Annotated in this window: 16 protein-coding genes; 12 read left to right on the top strand and 4 right to left on the bottom strand. The window is 60.4% G+C overall.

The genetic code is table 11. The annotated features are described in order from the left end of the window. The 8 genes from plsY (at nt 1) to rpmG (ending at nt 9,313) form a co-directional block, all read left to right on the top strand. Nucleotides 1-618 (top strand): glycerol-3-phosphate 1-O-acyltransferase PlsY, encoded by a 618-nt coding sequence (gene plsY, locus ACXHXG_RS00245; protein WP_457898177.1) that lies wholly within the window; start codon nt 1-3, stop codon nt 616-618. Next, a complete protein-coding gene (gene dprA / locus ACXHXG_RS00250; RefSeq protein WP_457898178.1) occupies nt 618-1,769 on the top strand; it encodes a DNA-processing protein DprA in 1,152 nt (383 codons plus the stop codon). Before plsY ends, dprA begins: the two co-directional genes overlap by 1 nt. A 240-nt stretch (nt 1,770-2,009) precedes the next feature. Then, the gene (topA, locus tag ACXHXG_RS00255) at nt 2,010-4,697 is read left to right on the top strand and encodes a type I DNA topoisomerase (protein ID WP_457898179.1); all 2,688 of its coding nucleotides are present in this window, start codon (nt 2,010-2,012) and stop codon (nt 4,695-4,697) included. Beyond that, on the top strand, nt 4,694-7,072 hold the full coding sequence (rnr, locus tag ACXHXG_RS00260; protein ID WP_285168188.1) for a ribonuclease R: 2,379 nt from the start codon (nt 4,694-4,696) through the stop codon (nt 7,070-7,072). Before topA ends, rnr begins: the two co-directional genes overlap by 4 nt. Before the next feature lie 30 nt (nt 7,073-7,102). Next, nucleotides 7,103-7,558 carry a DUF983 domain-containing protein gene (locus ACXHXG_RS00265; RefSeq protein WP_283050013.1) on the top strand — a complete coding sequence of 152 codons (456 nt, stop codon included), beginning with the start codon at nt 7,103-7,105 and terminating at the stop codon, nt 7,556-7,558. Next, entirely contained in the window at nt 7,555-7,854 is a 300-nt protein-coding gene (locus ACXHXG_RS00270; protein ID WP_457898180.1) for a hypothetical protein, read from the top strand. The genes ACXHXG_RS00265 and ACXHXG_RS00270 overlap by 4 nt, the downstream gene beginning before the upstream one ends. 10 nt (nt 7,855-7,864) lie before the next feature. After that, complete coding sequence (locus ACXHXG_RS00275) at nt 7,865-9,049, top strand: MFS transporter (RefSeq protein WP_104822708.1); 1,185 nt, start codon at nt 7,865-7,867, stop codon at nt 9,047-9,049. A gap of 96 nt (nt 9,050-9,145) precedes the next feature. Further along, complete coding sequence (gene rpmG, locus ACXHXG_RS00280) at nt 9,146-9,313, top strand: 50S ribosomal protein L33 (RefSeq protein WP_003587245.1); 168 nt, start codon at nt 9,146-9,148, stop codon at nt 9,311-9,313. Between the two features lie 810 nt (nt 9,314-10,123). On the opposite strand, the gene ACXHXG_RS00285 is transcribed toward rpmG, so the two are convergent. Beyond that, nucleotides 10,124-11,497 (bottom strand): PleD family two-component system response regulator, encoded by a 1,374-nt coding sequence (locus tag ACXHXG_RS00285; RefSeq protein WP_457898181.1) that lies wholly within the window; start codon nt 11,495-11,497, stop codon nt 10,124-10,126. Nucleotides 11,498-11,512: 15 nt separating this feature from the next. Continuing rightward, nucleotides 11,513-11,884 carry a response regulator gene (locus ACXHXG_RS00290; RefSeq protein ID WP_007531841.1) on the bottom strand — a complete coding sequence of 124 codons (372 nt, stop codon included), beginning with the start codon at nt 11,882-11,884 and terminating at the stop codon, nt 11,513-11,515. Between the two features lie 131 nt (nt 11,885-12,015). Here ACXHXG_RS00290 and ACXHXG_RS00295 point away from each other — a divergent pair, with 131 nt between their 5' ends. Then, nucleotides 12,016-12,324 (top strand): DUF3572 domain-containing protein, encoded by a 309-nt coding sequence (locus ACXHXG_RS00295; RefSeq protein WP_285168184.1) that lies wholly within the window; start codon nt 12,016-12,018, stop codon nt 12,322-12,324. 2 nt (nt 12,325-12,326) lie between these two features. Then, on the top strand, nt 12,327-12,974 hold the full coding sequence (locus tag ACXHXG_RS00300) for a hypothetical protein (protein ID WP_104822704.1): 648 nt from the start codon (nt 12,327-12,329) through the stop codon (nt 12,972-12,974). A gap of 17 nt (nt 12,975-12,991) precedes the next feature. Here the strand turns inward: ACXHXG_RS00300 and ACXHXG_RS00305 are convergent, their stop codons facing one another. After that, on the bottom strand, nt 12,992-13,573 hold the full coding sequence (locus ACXHXG_RS00305; protein ID WP_457898182.1) for a GNAT family N-acetyltransferase: 582 nt from the start codon (nt 13,571-13,573) through the stop codon (nt 12,992-12,994). Nucleotides 13,574-13,652: 79 nt separating this feature from the next. Here ACXHXG_RS00305 and ACXHXG_RS00310 point away from each other — a divergent pair, with 79 nt between their 5' ends. Next, nucleotides 13,653-14,942, top strand: coding sequence for a DNA polymerase IV (locus ACXHXG_RS00310; protein ID WP_457898183.1), 1,290 nt, complete (start codon nt 13,653-13,655; stop codon nt 14,940-14,942). Here the strand turns inward: ACXHXG_RS00310 and ACXHXG_RS00315 are convergent. Further along, nucleotides 14,912-16,672, bottom strand: coding sequence for a GNAT family N-acetyltransferase (locus tag ACXHXG_RS00315; RefSeq protein ID WP_457898184.1), 1,761 nt, complete (start codon nt 16,670-16,672; stop codon nt 14,912-14,914). The genes ACXHXG_RS00310 and ACXHXG_RS00315 overlap by 31 nt on opposite strands. Before the next feature lie 197 nt (nt 16,673-16,869). On the opposite strand from ACXHXG_RS00315, the gene ACXHXG_RS00320 reads away from it, so the two are divergent. Further along, the gene (locus ACXHXG_RS00320) at nt 16,870-18,135 is read left to right on the top strand and encodes a L,D-transpeptidase family protein (protein ID WP_104822702.1); all 1,266 of its coding nucleotides are present in this window, start codon (nt 16,870-16,872) and stop codon (nt 18,133-18,135) included. Nucleotides 18,136-18,181: the final 46 nt, after the last annotated feature.

Below are 18,181 nucleotides of genomic sequence, written 5' to 3' on the forward strand. Positions count from 1 at the left end.
ATGGCGGATTTCTGGACATGGCAGTTGACCCTGCCAACGGCGCTGGCAGCTATTGTCATCGGCTACCTGCTCGGCTCTATCCCCTTCGGCCTGGTTCTGACGCGCATGGCCGGCCTCGGCGACGTCCGCAAGATCGGTTCCGGCAATATCGGAGCGACCAATGTGCTGCGCACCGGCAATAAGCCGTTGGCGGTGGCAACGCTGCTGCTCGATGCTTTCAAGGGTACGGTCGCCGTGCTGATCGTCTCGCATTTCTTCGGTGAGGATGCGGGCGTGCTCGCCGGCTTTGCCGCCTTCATCGGCCATATCTTTCCGGTCTGGATCGGCTTCAAGGGCGGCAAGGGCGTGGCGACCTACCTGGGTATTCTCCTAGGCCTCGCGCCGTTGATGGCGCTGATCTTCTCCATCATCTGGCTGGTCATCGCCTTTACGACCCGCTACTCCTCTCTTTCCGCGCTGGTTGCAACCCTTGTCATTCCGGTTGCATTATGGATATTGGGTGCCGACAAGATCGCCGCGGCCATGGCGTTGATGACCGTTATCGCCTGGTACAAGCACAGAGCCAATATTGCCCGGCTGACCGCCGGCACGGAAACCAAGATCGGAGCGAAGGGGTAATGGGAAGAGGCAGCGCAGGACGAACCGGAATTGCGCTGACGGAAAAACAAAGGATCGCCTGGCTCCGCCTGATCCGCTCCGACAATGTTGGCCCCTCCACCTTTCGCGACCTTATCCGTCACTACGGCTCAGCCGAAGCCGCACTCGCCGCGTTGCCGGAACTGTCGCAGCGCGGCGGCTCGACGCGGGCTATCCGTATCGCCAGCGAGCAGGATGCACTGCGCGAACTGGAGGCCGCGCATCGTTTCGGCGCCCGCTTCGTCGGTATCGGCGAACCGGATTATCCGCAGGCGCTGAGGGAGATCGATGGTGCGCCGCCGCTGCTTGCTGTCAAAGGCAGCCTGCCGACGGCAACCCGACCGGCGATCGGCATCGTCGGCTCGCGCAATGCCTCGATCAGCGGCGCCAAATTCACTGCGATGATCGCCCGCATTTGTGGCCAGGCCGGCTATGCCGTGGTCTCGGGCCTTGCCCGCGGCATTGACACGGCAGCTCACCGCGCCAGCCTGGAAACGGGCACGATCGCCGCCATGGCCGGCGGGCTCGACCAGCCCTACCCGCCCGAAAATGTCGGCCTCTTGCATGAAATATGGGACGGCAACGGCCTTGCCGTCAGCGAAATGCCGTTCGGCTGGGAACCGCGCGCACGCGATTTTCCGCGCCGCAATCGGCTGATATCAGGCATCTCGCTGGGCGTCGTCGTGGTCGAGGCGGCAACGCGCTCCGGCTCGCTGATCACCGCGCGGCTCGCGGGCGAATTCGGCCGGCTGGTATTTGCCGTGCCGGGCTCTCCGCTCGATCCACGCTGCGAGGGCACCAATGGTTTGCTGAAGGATGGCGCGATGATCGTGACCAGTCCGGATGACGTCATCGAGGCGCTGAGGCCTCTCGCCGAGCCCGATCTTTTCCGCCCGCAGCTTGCCGAAGCGCCCGCTGAAAAGAACGACAAACCGCTGTCCTTGCCACCGGACGATACGGAGCGCTGGGAGATCATCGACGCACTCGGGCCGACGCCGGTGGAAATCGACGATATCATCCGGCATACCGGCCAGTCGGTGTCCTCCGTTCATTCCGTGCTTCTCGAACTCGACATGGCCGGCCGGTTGCATCGGCATCCCGGCGGACTGGTGTCGATCTCGATGCTGGATTGAAAGTGTTGCCGGCTATTCCGATATGATGACCAGAACCTACGGGGAGCGTCCAAAGGCGCTTATTCAGGATTGTAGTATAGATGCCATCTTGCAAGGATCGCATCGCCGCGCTGACCGCAAAAATCGACTTCGCCTCTTGACCGCGGCGAATTCCCTGTCCATGTCGGAAGGCCGGGGAAACGAAATACCCCGTCTCTCCCGCGCCTTTTTCCGGCGCGACCTCGCATTCAGAGATTGATGATGAACGTTGTAGTGGTGGAATCGCCTGCCAAGGCCAAGACAATCAATAAATATCTGGGACCCGGATATAAGGTTCTTGCTTCCTTCGGCCATGTGCGCGACCTGCCTGCCAAGGACGGCTCGGTCCTTCCCGAGCAAGACTTCGAGATGCTCTGGGAAGTCGATGGCGCTTCGCAAAAGCGCATCAAGGACATTGCCGACGCAGTGAAATCCTCCGACGGCCTGATTCTCGCGACCGACCCGGATCGCGAAGGCGAAGCGATTTCCTGGCACGTGCTCGACCTCTTGAACAAGAAGCGCGTCATCAACGGCAAGCCCGTGAAGCGCGTCGTCTTCAACGCCATCACTAAGAAGGCGGTGCTCGACGCGATGGCCGAGCCGCGCGATATCGACGTGCCGCTGGTCGACGCCTATCTCGCCCGTCGCGCGCTCGACTATCTCGTCGGCTTCAACCTGTCGCCGGTGCTGTGGCGCAAGCTGCCGGGCGCCCGTTCGGCCGGCCGCGTGCAGTCGGTGGCCTTGCGCCTCGTCTGCGACCGTGAGTCGGAGATCGAACGTTTTATCTCCGAGGAATACTGGAATCTCTTGGCGATCCTGAAGACGCCGCGCGGTGACGAATTCGAAGCGCGGCTCGTCGCCGCCAACGGCAAGCGCCTGCAGCCGCGCTCGATCGGCAATGGCGAAGAAGCCGGCAAGCTGAAGGCGCTGCTGGAAGGTGCCGCCTATGTCGTCGACACGGTCGAGGCAAAGCCGGTCAAGCGCAATCCGAGCCCGCCTTTCACCACGTCCACCCTGCAGCAGGCCGCCTCCTCCAAGCTCGGCTTCTCGGCATCCCGCACGATGCAGATCGCGCAGAAGCTCTATGAGGGTGTCGATATAGGCGGCGAGACTGTCGGTCTCATCACCTATATGCGTACGGACGGCGTTCAGATGGCGCCGGAAGCGATCGACGCGGCACGGCGCTCCATCGCCGATCAGTTCGGCAATCGCTACCTGCCGGAGAAAGCGCGCTTCTACTCGACCAAGGCGAAGAATGCCCAGGAAGCGCACGAGGCGATCCGTCCGACCGATTTCGATCGTTCGCCGGATCGCGTGCGCAAATTCCTCGATGCCGATCAGATCAGGCTCTACGATCTCATCTGGAAGCGCGGTATCGCGAGCCAGATGGCCTCGGCCGAGATCGAGCGGACCACCGTCGAAATCCTAGCTGACAATGCCGGCCAGAAGGCGGGCTTGCGCGCTGTCGGTTCGGTGATCCGCTTCGACGGCTTCATCGCCGCCTACACCGATCAGAAGGAAGATGGCGAACAAAGCGACGATGCCGACGACGAGGATGGCCGCCTGCCGGAGATCAATGCGCGCGAAAATCTCGCCAAGCAGAAGATCAATTCGACCCAGCACTTCACCGAGCCGCCGCCCCGCTATTCGGAAGCATCGCTGATCAAGAAGATGGAAGAACTCGGCATCGGCCGCCCATCGACCTATGCCGCGACGCTGGCGACGCTGCGCGACCGCGACTATGTCACGATCGACAAGCGCAAGCTGGTGCCGCAGGCCAAGGGCCGGCTCGTCACCGCCTTCCTCGAAAGCTTCTTCACGAAATACGTCGAATACGACTTCACCGCCGATCTCGAAGAGAAGCTCGATCGTATCTCCGCTGGCGAATTGAACTGGAAGGACGTATTGCGCGACTTCTGGCGCGATTTCTTTGCCCAGATCGAGGATACAAAGGAGCTGCGCGTCACCAATGTGCTCGACGCGCTGAACGAAGCGCTTGCTCCACTGGTCTTCCCGAAACGGGAAGATGGCAGCGATCCGCGTATCTGCCAGGTCTGCGGCACGGGCAACCTGTCGCTGAAGCTCGGCAAATACGGCGCCTTCATCGGCTGCTCGAACTATCCGGAATGCAATTACACGCGCCAGCTCTCCTCGGAAGGCGGCGCGGAGGCTGAAGCCAGCGGGTTGAACGAACCGAAGGCGCTCGGCACCGATCCCGTCACCGGCGAAGAGCTGACGCTGCGCTCCGGCCGCTTCGGGCCCTATATCCAGCGCGGCGACGGCAAGGAAGCCAAGCGTGCGTCGCTGCCGAGGGGCTGGAAGCCCGAGGATATCGACTATGAAAAGGCCATGGCGCTGATCTCGCTTCCGCGCGATATCGGCAAGCATCCGGAAAGCGGCAAGATGATCTCGTCCGGCATCGGCCGCTACGGGCCGTTTCTGCTGCATGACGGCAGCTACGCCAATCTCGAGTCCGTCGAAGACGTTTTCACCGTCGGCCTCAACCGCGCCGTGACCGTTCTTGCTGAAAAGCAGAGCAAGGCCGGCGGCGGAGGAAGCCGCGGCGGCACGCCAGCAGCATTGAAGGACCTCGGCGAACATCCCGACGGCGGCTCGATCACCGTTCGCGACGGCAAATACGGACCCTACGTGAACTGGGGCAAGGTCAATGCGACCCTGCCGAAAGGCAAGGATCCGCAGGCAATCACGGTTGAAGAGGCGCTGGAGCTGATCGCGGCGAAAGCCGGTAAATCCGGCGGCGGGAAGTCGGCCAGAGCGCCGGCCAAGACCAAGACCGCGGCTGCCGCCACCAAGACGACGAAGACTGCCGCCAAACCGAAGGCAAAGGCGGCTGCAAAGGCTCCGGCCAAGGCGAAAACAACCAAGACGACGAAGAAGAGCGCAGAGTGAGCAGAGAACCGCGCGGCAGGAATTCATCGTCGGAGCGACGCCCCGGCAAGACTGGTCGTGCGGCGAAAAACAGCGGCGATGCGGAACCGATGATGGCGATCGTGCACGGCGTTTTGCCGCCGCGCGAAGTCCTCCTGCGCTTCATCGCCGATCACCCGCAGCAGGCTTCCAAGCGCGAGCTTGCCAAGGCCTTTGGATTAAAGGGCGAGAGCCGCGTCGAGCTCAAGAACCTCCTGCGCGAGCTTGAAGAAGACGGCATGGTGCAGAAGAGCCGCAAGTCGCTCATCCGCCCCGGAGCTTTGCCGCCGATCGCCGTCCTCGATATCACCACGCGCGACAAGGATGGCGAGCTGATCGGCCGTCCGACCGAATGGCCGGAGGAAAACGGCGTCGCGCCGGCCGTGATGATCAAGCAGTCCTCTTCCCCCGCCGGTCGCAACGGCAAGGGCAAGGCTCCGGTTGCCGGCATGGGCGACCGCATCCTCGCTAAGATATTTCCGGCTGTCGATCGCGGCGGGCCGGCTTATACCGCGCGCATCATCAGGGTCATCGACAAGCGTCTGGCCGCAACCATGGGCGTCTTTCGCGAGACGCCGGGCGGCGGCGGGCGGCTGCTGCCGATCGAGCGGCGCGGCGAGGAAATGGTCATCGATCCGGATTATACCGGCGACGCCAAGGAAGGCGATCTGGTCGAGGTCGAAGTTGCCCGTCTCGGCCGTTTCGGGCTACCTCGCGCCAAGGTGCTGTCGATCGTGGGCTCCGTCGCTTCGGAAAAGGCGATTTCGATGATCGCCATCCATGCGCATGGCATCCCGCATGTCTTCCCGCAGGCCGCCATCGCCGAGGCGGACGCCGCCAAGCCCGCCACCATGTCGCATCGCGAAGATTGGCGCAGCCTGCCGCTGATCACCATTGATCCGGCCGACGCCAAGGACCATGACGATGCGGTCTATGCCGAGCTGGACCCCTCGCCCGACAATCCCGGCGGCGTGATCGTCACTGTCGCCATCGCGGATGTCTCCTGGTATGTCCGCCCCGGCTCCGCGCTGGATCGGGAGGCGCTGAAGCGCGGCAATTCGGTCTATTTTCCTGATCGCGTCGTGCCGATGCTCCCGGAGCGCATCTCCAACGATCTCTGCTCCCTCAAGGAAGGCGTCGACCGCCCTGCGCTTGCCGTGCGGATGATCTTTTCCAAGGAAGGCCGCAAGGCGGGCCACACCTTCCATCGCATCATGATGAAGAGTGCCGCCAAGCTTTCCTACCAACAGGCCCAGGCGGCGATCGACGGCAAGCCGGACGACAAGACCGGACCGATGCTGGAGCCGATCCTGAAGCCGCTCTGGCATGCCTATGAGGTTATGAGGCGCGGCCGCGACCGGCGTCAGCCGCTCGAACTCGACATGCCCGAACGCAAGATCCTGCTGAAGCCGGATGGGACGGTCGATCGGGTCTTCGTACCGCCGCGTCTCGATGCCCACAAACTCATCGAAGAAATGATGATCCAGGCGAATGTCGCCGCTGCCGAAACGCTGGAAAAGAAGCGGCAGGTGCTGATCTATCGCATCCATGACGGCCCGACGCTTGCCAAGCAGGAAGTGCTGCGCGAATTCCTCGCAACGCTCGGCATCTCGCTCGTCAAGGGCGGCAATGTCCGCGCCAACAGCTTCAACGGCATCCTGGCGAAGGCCGAGGGTACGGCGCATCAGACCATGGTCAACGAGATGGTGCTGCGCTCGCAGAGCCAGGCGATCTACAGCCCCGACAATATCGGGCATTTCGGCCTGAACCTGATGAAATACGCGCATTTCACCTCGCCGATCCGCCGCTATGCGGATCTGATCGTGCATCGCGCCCTCGTCGGTTCGCTCAGCTTCGGCGAAGGCGGTATCACGCCGGACGAGGAAGCAACGCTCGACGATATCGCCGCCGAAATTTCTACTTTCGAGCGCCGTGCCATGGCGGCCGAACGCGAGACGGTCGACCGGCTGATCGCGCATCATCTTGTCGGGCGTATCGGCGAGGAATTCGAGGCCCGGGTCGGCGGTGTCACCAAGTCGGGACTTTTTGTCACCCTGCCCGACTATGGCGCTGACGGCTTCATCCCTATATCTACGCTCGGCTCCGACTATTTCATCTATGACGAGGCGCATCAGGCGCTGACGGGTGAAAAGACGGGGCTCGGCTTCCGCCTCGGCGACAGCGTCACGGTGCGCCTTGCGGAAGCGATCCCGCTGGCGGGTGCCCTGCGCTTCGAAATGTTAAGCGACGGTCGCGCCATGCCAACGGCAGTGCGTTCCTTCCACAAGGCGACGCGACGCAACAAGACCCCGGCACGCAAGGCGCCGGGAACGAGACCGCCGCGCGGGCGCCGATAAACGGCGGCTGCCGGCAGGAAGGAAAGGTTCATGACGAGCAGCCCGTCCGATCCAATCATCCGCTTTGGCGGCCCCGACGAGGCTGAACGTCCGCTCGGACGCTCGATTGTCCGCGGCTTACTGAACCGCTGTCCGCATTGCGGCTCGGGAAAGCTCTTCAAGGCGTTCCTGAAACCAGCAGACCGTTGCGCCGTCTGCGAGGAGGAGCTGTTCCACCAGCGTGCCGACGACCTGCCGCCCTACTTGGTCATCCTGGTACTCGGCCATGTGGTGGTCGGCGGCTACATGCTGACGGATATGGCCTTTCATCTGCCGATCTGGGCGCATCTCGCCATCTGGGCGCCGATTACGGTGCTCACCGCCTTGGCGGCAATTCAACCAATCAAGGGCGGCGTCATCGGCCTGCAATGGGCGCTGCGGATGCATGGCTTCGGCGGCCATGACGACAGTCCCGAAGAATGGGATCGGGGAAACGGCCGGTCGTGAACCATATGCTCGAGCTGATATCACCAGCCTTGCCGGCCGGCGGGAGCGGGCATACGCCGTTACTCCCTTCGGACGGAACCAGTATCGATCCGCCCTATATTCATGATTCGCGGGAATTGCTTGATCTCCAATGGCTTGACATCGGCGACATTTCTTGTCTGAACATGCCGGGCGTCGAAAGGATCATTGCGGAGGATATGATTGATCCCATGAAAGCCGACCCGTCACCTGGATTTGGCCGTGCCGTGCCTTTCTATCTCCCGCGTTGCGAACGATTCGTTCGCCACATGCTCTAAGGATCAATTCATGTTTGAACCGACGAACGGCAAGGCCGGCCATGTCGAAGAAATTCATTGGCCTTCGCTCGTCGCCGCCATTTCGTCCGTTTCCGCTGTCGGCATCGCCATCGGCCTCGGCCTTCCGCTTCTCAGCATCATCCTCGAAAAACGCGGCATTCCCTCAAGCCTGATCGGGCTCAACACGGCAATGATGGGGATCGCCGCGATGATAGCGGCGCTGATCACCACGAAGCTCGCCCACCGATTCGGTGTGGTGCAGACGATGATCTGGGCTGTCGTGCTCTCCGCGCTGAGCTCGCTCGGGTTCTATTACGCGGAAAGCCTGCTGCTGTGGTTCCCGCTGCGCCTGATCTTCCATGGAGCGACCACCACCCTCTTCATCCTGTCGGAATTCTGGATCAACGCCGCCTCCCCGCCCTCCAAGCGCGGCTTCGTGCTCGGCCTCTATTCCACGGTTTTCTCGCTCGGCTTTGCAGCCGGCCCCCTGCTTTTCTCGCTGGTCGGCAGCGAAGGGCTGATGCCCTTCGTCATCGGCGCCTGCATTATTCTGGCGGCGACAATCCCGATCTTCATCGCCCGCAACGAGAGCCCGATCGTCGACGAAAAGCCCGAGCTGCACTTTATCCGCTACGTTTTCCTGGTGCCAACGGCGACCGCCGCCGTGTTCGTGTTCGGCGCTGTGACCGTCGGCGGCGGATCATTGTTTACCAGCTATGCGACTCGGCTTGGTTTCAACGAATCACAAGCCGCGCTGCTGCTGACCGTGATGGGCGTCGGCAACTTCGTCTTCCAGATTCCCCTGGGGCTGCTTGCCGACCGCCTGCGCGACAAGCGGCCGCTTCTGTCGATCATGGCAGCCATCGGACTGGTCGGTGCGCTTCTATTGCCCTCGCTGGCTTCGAATTGGATACTTCTGGCGGTTATCCTGCTGTTCTGGGGCGGCTGCGTCTCAGGCATGTATACGGTCGGCCTCAGCCACCTCGGAACGCGGCTGACGGGCGCGGACCTTGTCGCCGCCAATGCGGCATTCGTTTTCTGTTACGCAGTCGGCATGGTCCTCGGTCCGCCGACGATCGGAACAGCCATGGATATCGCCAATCCCAGCGGTTTTGCCTGGGCAATCGCCTTTTTCTTTGGACTTTACGTCCTGCTTTCGGCGATACGGCTGCTTTTCATGGGCAGCAGGGGTTGACTTTTCGGGCGCGATTTGTAGTTTCGCGCCAGAATTTGCCGTGGACCTCCGCACTGGCCGTCCACGGCTTTCATTTTTCTTAAAGGCAGGACGACCATGGCCAAGGCTACCACCATCAAGATCAAGCTGCTGTCGACGGCCGACACCGGTTTCTTCTACGTCACGACGAAGAACAGCCGTACGATGACGGACAAGATGACGAAGACGAAGTACGACCCGATTGCTAAGAAGCATGTCGAGTTCAAGGAAACGAAGATCAAGTAAGTTTCCTAAACTTCTGATTACAAAAGGGCGCAACCGTAAGGTTAGCGCCTTTTTTTATTTTTGCTGCCTTCTTTTTCTGTGCAAAACCTTATGCAGGCACCGGAAAAACAGAAAAGCCTAAAACTCAACTTTCTGATATTAACAAAGAAAAACGCCGCGCTTCCTTTGGAAGGCGGCGTTTCGAATTGGGGGTCGGCTAGCCTGCAAAACGGCACGAGGAACCGCTTAAATTTGCTTGCCAGCCGACCGACCCCACGACCCAGGAGATGCGGCGGACCTGAGCATCATGGGGTATTCCCACGCCCTTGCGGGCCTGTGCTTGTACGGGACTAAATTTGCGCGAAATCGAAAGAAAATCAACAAATTCTTAATGATAAAAAATTCTTGTCTGCCCGAATGGTTAAAATTCCTGCCGTCATTCAGCTTTGTTGGCCTGAAAAAATGACAATCGGAAAGCGAGTAGATCTTAAAATTAAAGAGGTAATGATCGCATGCATAGCAGATTCTGATTACAGATATTTGAGCCCATTTGCATACCATAGTGAGAACCACGTTATGCATGGAATACTCATAGCTTTTCGCCATTTCAACTTCATTTATGGCAAAAATATCACAACAAATACATGCTATACATCAGTCTTCTACAAAATATAATAAGTATATTCTGCGAACTTACTGGTGTAGAATAACGGCTTATTCTCCTGTGGAAATCTGCAGTCATTGCTGTGGAGCAAAGATTACAAATTTTTAATCCTTGTTCAAAACTACCAAAATCCCATGAATATTAAGGGACCGAGACGGCACCCTTGCTCAAGCAGCCGCCGCGACGACCCGGTTGCGGCCGGCATTCTTGGCCTCATACAGGGCGCGGTCGGCCTGCTTCATCAACTGCTCGGGGCTTTCGACCGTCTCCAAACGGGACGAGATGCCGAAAGAGGCGGTGACATTGAGAACGGCTCCTGTTTCTCGCAGCGTAACCGGCGTGGTTTCCACGGCAGCACGCAGCCGCTCGGCAACGGCGGCAGCGACTTCGGGGGACGTATCCGGCATGACCACCACAAATTCCTCTCCGCCATAGCGGCAGGCCAGATCGGCGCCGCGTACGGTGGAGCGGATACGGGCGGCAAACTCCTTCAGCACTTCATCACCGGCGTCGTGGCCATAGGTGTCGTTCACCTGCTTGAAGCGATCGATATCGGTGATCAGCACCGAGAGCGGCCGTCCACGCGTCAAGGAGCGATTGAAGAGGATCTTCAAGTGATTGTCGAGATAGCGCCTGTTGTTGAGCCCGGTGAGCGCGTCGGTGACGGCGAGTTCGATCGTATGCTGCACACTGGCGCGCAGACGGTCGTTGTAACGCTTGCGGCGGATCTGCGTCAGGCAGCGCGCTACCAGCTCGTTCGGATCGAGCGGGCGGACGATATAGTCGTTGATACCGAGATCGAGCGCGCGGACGATCATCTCGTCAGCCCCCTGCTCCGTCACCAACAGCACCGGCAGGAAGCGCGTACGCTCCAGCGAGCGGAGCTGCGAGCAAAGCCGCAGCGGATCATAATTATCGAAATTCGAATTGACGACGACGAGTTCGAACGGCCTTTCCGCAGCTTCGAATAGGGCCGCCTGCGGATCGGATGTTGCGGTCACCTCGGCGATCGGCTTCAGGGCGCGGATGATACGCTCCTGCGAATTGGCGCGGCCGTCGACCAGCAACACATGGCCATTGTCGTCGGCGCGGCCTTCGCCGATGCGCAGAAGGTCGTCAATGCCGAAGTTGCGCGCGGTCTCGTTGCGCATGCGCAGCTCGTCGCTGAGTGTCTTCAGGCGCAGCAGGCTTTTGACCCGCGAAATGAGCTGCAGATCGTTTACCGGCTTGGTCAGAAAATCGTCGGCGCCGGCCTTAAGGCCGCGCACGCGGTCGGCGGGCTGATCCAGCGCCGTGACCATGACCACGGGAATATGCGCGGTGCGCGGATCGGACTTCAGCCGCTCGCAGACCTCGAACCCATCCATGCCGGGCATCATGATATCGAGCAGGATGAGATCGACCTGGGTGCTGTCGCAGATCGCCAGCGCCTTCAGGCCGTCCTCCGCCGTCAGCACGTCGAAATACTCGGCCAGCAGCCTTGCTTCGAGCAGCTTTACGTTAGCGGGTACATCGTCAACCACCAATATGCGCGCGGTCATCAGTCTTCCCCGCGCTCAGGCGTCGCCCAGATAGGTTTTAATGGTCTCGATGAATTTCGGCACGGAGATCGGCTTGGAGACATAGGCTTCGCAGCCGCCCTGACGGATTCGCTCCTCGTCGCCCTTCATCGCAAAGGCGGTCACCGCGATCACCGGAATGACGTGCAGATCGTCATCCTCTTTCAGCCACTTCGTCACCTCAAGGCCCGAAACCTCGGGAAGCTGGATGTCCATCAGGATCAGATCCGGGCGATATTTGCGAGCAAGATCAAGTGCTTCCATGCCATTTCGGGTCTGGATCGTCGTATAGCCGGACGCCTCGATAAGATCGCGAAAGAGCTTCATATTGAGCTCGTTGTCTTCTACAATCATCACCTGCTTAGGCATGGAGAGCTGTCCCTGCATCCGGTATTGCATCCATTCTATGAAAATATAACGTCGCGAGAAATCGATTCCAGAAATACTTGAATCCGACGCTAGCGGCATTTGGTTGAAAAATAGGTAACTCACCGCTCAAAATGCAAAGTAACTTCAAGAACTCGAAGAAGGCCGCCGCCGATCCGCAGGAAACCGCGATCGCCGTACTTGGCTGGCTGGCCAATGAGCCGGACATGTTCGGCCGCTTCCTGGCCTTGACCGGTGTCGAACCGGCACAGGTGCGCAACGCCATCAACGAACCCGCTTTTCTTGCCGGCATGCTGGATTTTTTGATGAACCATGAGCCGACATTGCTTGCATTCTGCCAGGCAAGCGGCATCGCGCCAGAAACGGTTGCCGCCGCATCCGCGCACTTCTCGCCACCCGGCCTTTCCTCAGGGGAATATTGACGATGGATGCCCCGATCGAATTGGACACATCGCATGTCCGCCTTGGCGACCGGCCGCTCATCGTCTGCGACGTCGACGATGTCGTGCTGCACTTCTTTGCGCCCTTCCTGCTCTTTCTCGATGGAGAAGGCCATGAATTCCTGCCGCGGTCCTTCCGGCTGACCGGCAACGTCATTTCGAAGGCAAGCGGTGAGGCGCTGGAGGAAATGGAGGTCCGTCGTCTGATCGACGCGTTTTTCGAGGCGCAGGAACAATGGCAGACACCCTTGGATCGCGTCGTCGACACCCTTGATGGCTTTTCCAAAGACGCCGATGTCGTCTTCCTCACCGCCATGCCGCCGCAGTTCTGGGCGCAGCGCCGCCGTCTTCTCGACAGGCTGGGCCTTTCCCATCCGCTGCTCGCCTCGCTGCAGCCGAAGGGACCGATCGTGCAGGCATTGCACGGCACGCGCACCCTGCCCGTCGCCTTCGTCGACGATATGGCGCACAATCTGCATTCGGTCCGCGACCATCTCGCAAGCTGCCTTCTCATCAACCTGAAGCCGGACTCGATCGTCCATCGCATGGCGCCGGCCGCAGCGGCCGATATCCCCCAGGCAAACGATTGGGCTCAGGCAGCGCCATTGATCCGCGCCCATATCGCCCGCTAAGTTCGCCCGCGCCGGCATTAGAGAACAAGGCGCATCAAGGGACGCCCGTCCTTTCGTTTGGCGACTTCGGAAAAGCCGGCCGCCTCGAATATGCGGAGCGAGCCGACACAGAGGCCGACGGATTTCGATTGCATCGTCCGTTCGATCGGACAGCCCTCGAGAATGCGTGCACCAGAGGCCTTGGCGAAGTTCACCGCCTCGGACAGCATGCGATGGCTGTATCCCTTGCCGCGATCGCGCGAATTCATGAAAAAGCAACTGACGGCCCAGACCGAGCTGTCTTCGGCATCCTCCGGATCGAGCGGCCGTGAGACGGTTTTCGGAGAATTCCACTGCGGCAGTTCCGATCGCGGTCCAACCTGCGTCCAGGCAACCGGGCGCTCACCGATATAGCCGAGAAGGCCGGGGGGCGGGCCTGCTGAGACGCGGGCCTGCATGAATTTTTTCTTCGCCCCGCCATCCATCGTTTTGCGCTCGGATGTCGGAACGCGCAAATAGGTGCACCAGCAGCCATAACAGGCGCCGCTTGGCCCGAAGAGTGTTTCGAAATCGCCCCAGCGATCCGCCGTCAAAGGCACCGCTTTCAATTCCTCCAACATCTCCTCCCCGCTCTTTTCCGTCTTGAGACTCACAAGCTTAAAACATAAGGTGGCGATGTTCAATTTTTGTTCTATTTTCATGACCAGCGCGCCCGACAAAGTTTCCGGTTTTTGCCGCGATTGCCTGAGCGAGCAATCGGCAGAACGCGCGCGCTGTCGGGCCTGCGGCAGCCCACGGCTTGTCTATCATCGCGAACTCTATGGCCTGACGCTGGCGCATATTGATTGCGATGCCTTCTATGCCTCGATCGAGAAGCGCGACAATCCGGAACTGGCCGATAAGCCGGTCGTCATCGGCGGCGGCAAGCGCGGCGTCGTGTCCACGGCCTGCTATATCGCCCGCATTCACGGCGTCCGATCGGCCATGCCGATGTTCAAGGCGCTGGAGGCCTGCCCGCAGGCGGTCGTCATCCGCCCGAACATGGAGAAATATGTCCGGGTCGGCCGCGAAGTGCGCGGACTCATGCAGGAGCTGACTCCGCTGGTGCAGCCGCTTTCGATCGACGAGGCCTTTCTGGAGCTTGAGGGCACGCAGCGCCTGCACCATGATCCGCCGGCCCGCATCCTGGCGAAATTCGCCAAGCGCATCGAAAGCGAGATCGGCATCACCATTTCGGTCGGCCTTTCCTATTGCAAGTTCCTCGCCAAGGTCGCTTCCGACCTGCAGAAACCACGCGGCTTTTCCGTCATCGGGCGGCAAGAGGCGCTATCGTTTCTGGAGCCGCGCCCTGTGACCACCATCTGGGGCGTCGGCAAGGCCTTTGCGGCGACTTTGGAAAGCGACGGCATCCGTACCATCGGCCAGTTGCAGACCATGGAGGAAGGCGATCTGATGCGCCGCTATGGAGTCATCGGCCAGCGGCTCTTCCGCCTGTCGCGCGGCATCGACGATCGCACGGTCCATCCGAACGAAGCGGCAAAAAGCGTGTCATCGGAGACGACCTTCTTCGACGATATTTCTCGGCATGACGATCTGGTGCCGATCCTGCGCGATCTCGCAGAGAAGGTATCGCGCCGCCTGAAACGCAGCGGCATTGCCGGGCAGACTGTCGTGTTGAAGCTGAAAACGGCCGATTTCAAAAGCCGCACCCGCAACCGCCGTCTGGAAGACCCCACCCAGCTTGCCGATCGCATTTTCCGTACCGGCCTGCGATTGCTCGAGCATGAGACCGATGGCACCAAGTTCCGCTTGATCGGCATCGGCGTCACCGATCTCTGCGACGCCGCCCGCGCCGACCCGCCCGATCTGATCGACGAACAGGCAACCCGCCGCGCCGCGGCGGAAGCAGCGATGGACAAGCTCAGGGAAAAATTCGGCAACAAGACGGTCGAAACCGGCTACACATTCGGCGGCAAGCGAGAGAGTTGAATCACGGCCGGCAGCATGTCCGTCTCTTCGTCGAAAAGGGCTGCGCGATTGGCAATCGCCTGCTCGTAACTCGGCCTGATCGCAATCGCCTTTTCATAGCTCGCCAGCGCCTCGTCGGCACGACCCAGGCGGCGCAATGCGTTGCCCTTGTTGTTATAGGCAATCGCATGGCCTGGCTCCAGGGCGATCGCGCGGTCATAGCGGACGACAGCGCCTTCGAAATCCCTGGTCGCGGCGAGGATATTGCCATAGGTGCAATGGGCGGCAGCGGAGTCGGGACGCAGCTCCAACGCCCGTTCAATCTCCGCCTCCGCCTCCCTGGCCTCGCCCCGCAGTAGCAGCAATATGCTCAGCCGGTGCACGGCATCGAAATCTCCCGGGGTTTCGGCAATGGTGGCGCGACATTGCTTTTCCGCCTCGGCGCGGCCGACGACTTCTTGCTCGTCCGAGCCGATATTTGGAGCTTCATCGGGCGAGATCGCCTGCCAGAGGATGCGTGACGCCACGACTTCGCGATAGAGTGCCAGCGCCTCACCATTTGCGGGTTCGATAGCAAGAACCTGTCGGCAGCCGATTTCGGCATCGACCAAATCACCTGCGGCATACAGCTTCCTGATACGGGCAAGCACGAAACGGAGGCAATGCGGGTCCAGCCGGTCACCGAGGTTCCGGCCTGTTCTTGTGTCGATCCGGAAGCGCTCGATGCGCCGGCTGACGGAGCCGAAAATATACTTGTGCTCATAATTGCCGGCACCAAGATCATAGATTCGAAAGCCGTTCTCTATCGCCCAGCGGATCGTATAGGCATGCAGGGTCAAGCCTGGGGACAGATCTCGGATCGAGACATCACGTGCGCTGAGGAAACAGATCAGGCTCTTCCTGGGACGATCGAGAAGGACGGCGGATGCGGCGATCGCTACGCCGTCTTGCCAGAGAACCGGTAGAAAGAGATCGCCGCTGCGAAAGCAATCCGGCAGAACCGATCGCGAATTGTCGAGGATGTAACGCATATAGCCGGGATTGCGCCATCCCCATTGTTTCTCCCAAAGACGCAGCAGCGTCGCCAGATCCTCTTCGATGGTTGCGGCGTCGCCATGCGTTATCCGCAGTGCCGCCGAACCCTCCAGCTTGTGCAAGCAATGGCGGATATTGCGGCGCGCACGCCAATGCAGTTTCTCACGAAGGAACGAATCGAAATCCGCAGGCAGCGTCACATGGACGTAGATCTCCGGATCAATCCTTTCGGCCGCATCCGAAATCTGTGCCGGGCGCTTGACCCTGTCGCCGACAAAATCCGCCGGCGGGAAACGCTCGAGGAAAGCCCCGATGCGCGCAGACGATCGATCGATGTCGTCGAGATGCAAGCTGCGCCAATGAAAGGCGCGAATCCGATCGCCAAAGGCTGAGACAGCGGCATTGGCATAGGCCGGATCGCAGAGAATACCCGTATAGGAGGCAAAATAGGAGCCGCCCATGACGACGGTATTGTAGAAACCGTTGCTCCGGTCGAGCCCGGTACCGAGCTGGATCGGGAAGAAAGCCACATAGGCGCCGCCCTCATCTGCCTTTGCCGCCAGCACGAGCCAAGGGAGCGCACGAGAGGCGAACCAGCTCGACATCCAGGTCCAGGATAAAAAACAATGCGCCTCCGGGTCGATCTCATAGATCCGATCCCAGTCGTCTTTCAGCCCCTGCAGATCTTCCAGCTTTTCGATCACGTCCACATGCATGTGACGCCCGCCCGGCTCCGCGTCCTACAATTTAAGATTTACATAAAATACTTCCGGTCGCAATTGCGCCTATCGGACAGGCCTTTGCTGAGGAAGTAGGAAAAAAGCAATTCAGGTGGGCGGCTCCTCTTCAAGTCTTCCTTAAACTTCGAAGTCTAACCTCAGGCGATACGAGTATTGCGTTTTGGTATGTGTATATGAAGTCGCGTTTCTTTTTCGGGCTTGGCCTGCTGTCGGCCACGGCCCTTGTTCATCCCGCCTTCGCGGAGGATGCCCGCACATTACAGATCGTCGTATCGAAGGACCGGCAATCGCTTGCCGTCTATGACGGCGACCAGGTGGTGGCGACATCGAAGGTTTCGACCGGCAAGCGCGGCCATACGACACCGAGCGGCATCTTCTCCATTCTGGAGAAGGAGGTCTATCACGAGTCCAATCTCTATTCGGCGTCGCCGATGCCCTTCATGCAGCGGCTGACCTGGTCTGGTATCGCGCTGCACGAATCCAATTCGGTGCCGAACTATCCCGCCTCGCACGGCTGCGTGCGCATGCCCAAGGCCTTCGCCAAGATGCTCTACCAGATGACCGAACGCGGCGTGCATGTCGTTATCGCCGACCAGCCGCTGGTGCCGCAGCCTTTCCAACATGCCATGTTGTTTCAACCCGAAGTCGCACCCGCCGCCGCTCTGTTCTCCGATCTCGAACTGCGCCCGACGACGACCGGTTTTCTGCCGCAGGCGGAGCCGGTGCAAGTCGCCACGAACGATGTCGCCGCTCTGCCCATACCGGAGGCCGTACGGGCAGTGCCCACCGCCGACCAGGCGCCGCTTGGCATTCTCATCACACGCCGAGGTCTGCGGGAAAATGTCCGCGATCTGCAGGGCATCTTGAACGATATGGGCTTTGTTACCGGCACGCCGGACGGCATGCTTGGACCGGCGACGGTGCAGGCGATCGCGGATTTCAAGAAAGCCCACAACATCACGACATCGGGCGGACTGGTGAGCCCGGCGCTGATGAAGGCGGTCTATGAGGTCGCCGGCAAGGGCGCACCGCCGAACGGCGAAATCATGGTTCGGCAGAATTTCAAACCGCTGTTCGAAGCTCCCGCCATCATCGCCGAGCCACAGGAAGCCCTTGGCACGCATTTCTTCACCGCCCATACGATCGACAAGGTGAACGGCAAGGCGGACTGGTTCGGCGTGACGCTGGAAGACGATCTTTCCAAGGAGGCGAAGAAACGCTTCGGCATCACCAGCGAGGCGCAGGCGGAATCGCTCGACGCCGCCGACCGCGCGCTCGACCGCATCACCATACCCGATGACGTCAGGCGCAAGATCGAGGATCTGCTGACGGCAGGTTCGTCGCTGACGATTTCCGACACCGGCATCGGCCCGGAAACCGGCGACGGGACCGATTTCATCACCATCACCAATCGCGGCGCCCTTGGGAAAAACGGCTAGAGCGGCTAGCGTTTCACGGAATCTCAGAACCGCTCTGTCCTTTTGT

Source organism: Rhizobium sp. LEGMi-198b (genome assembly GCF_054114205.1).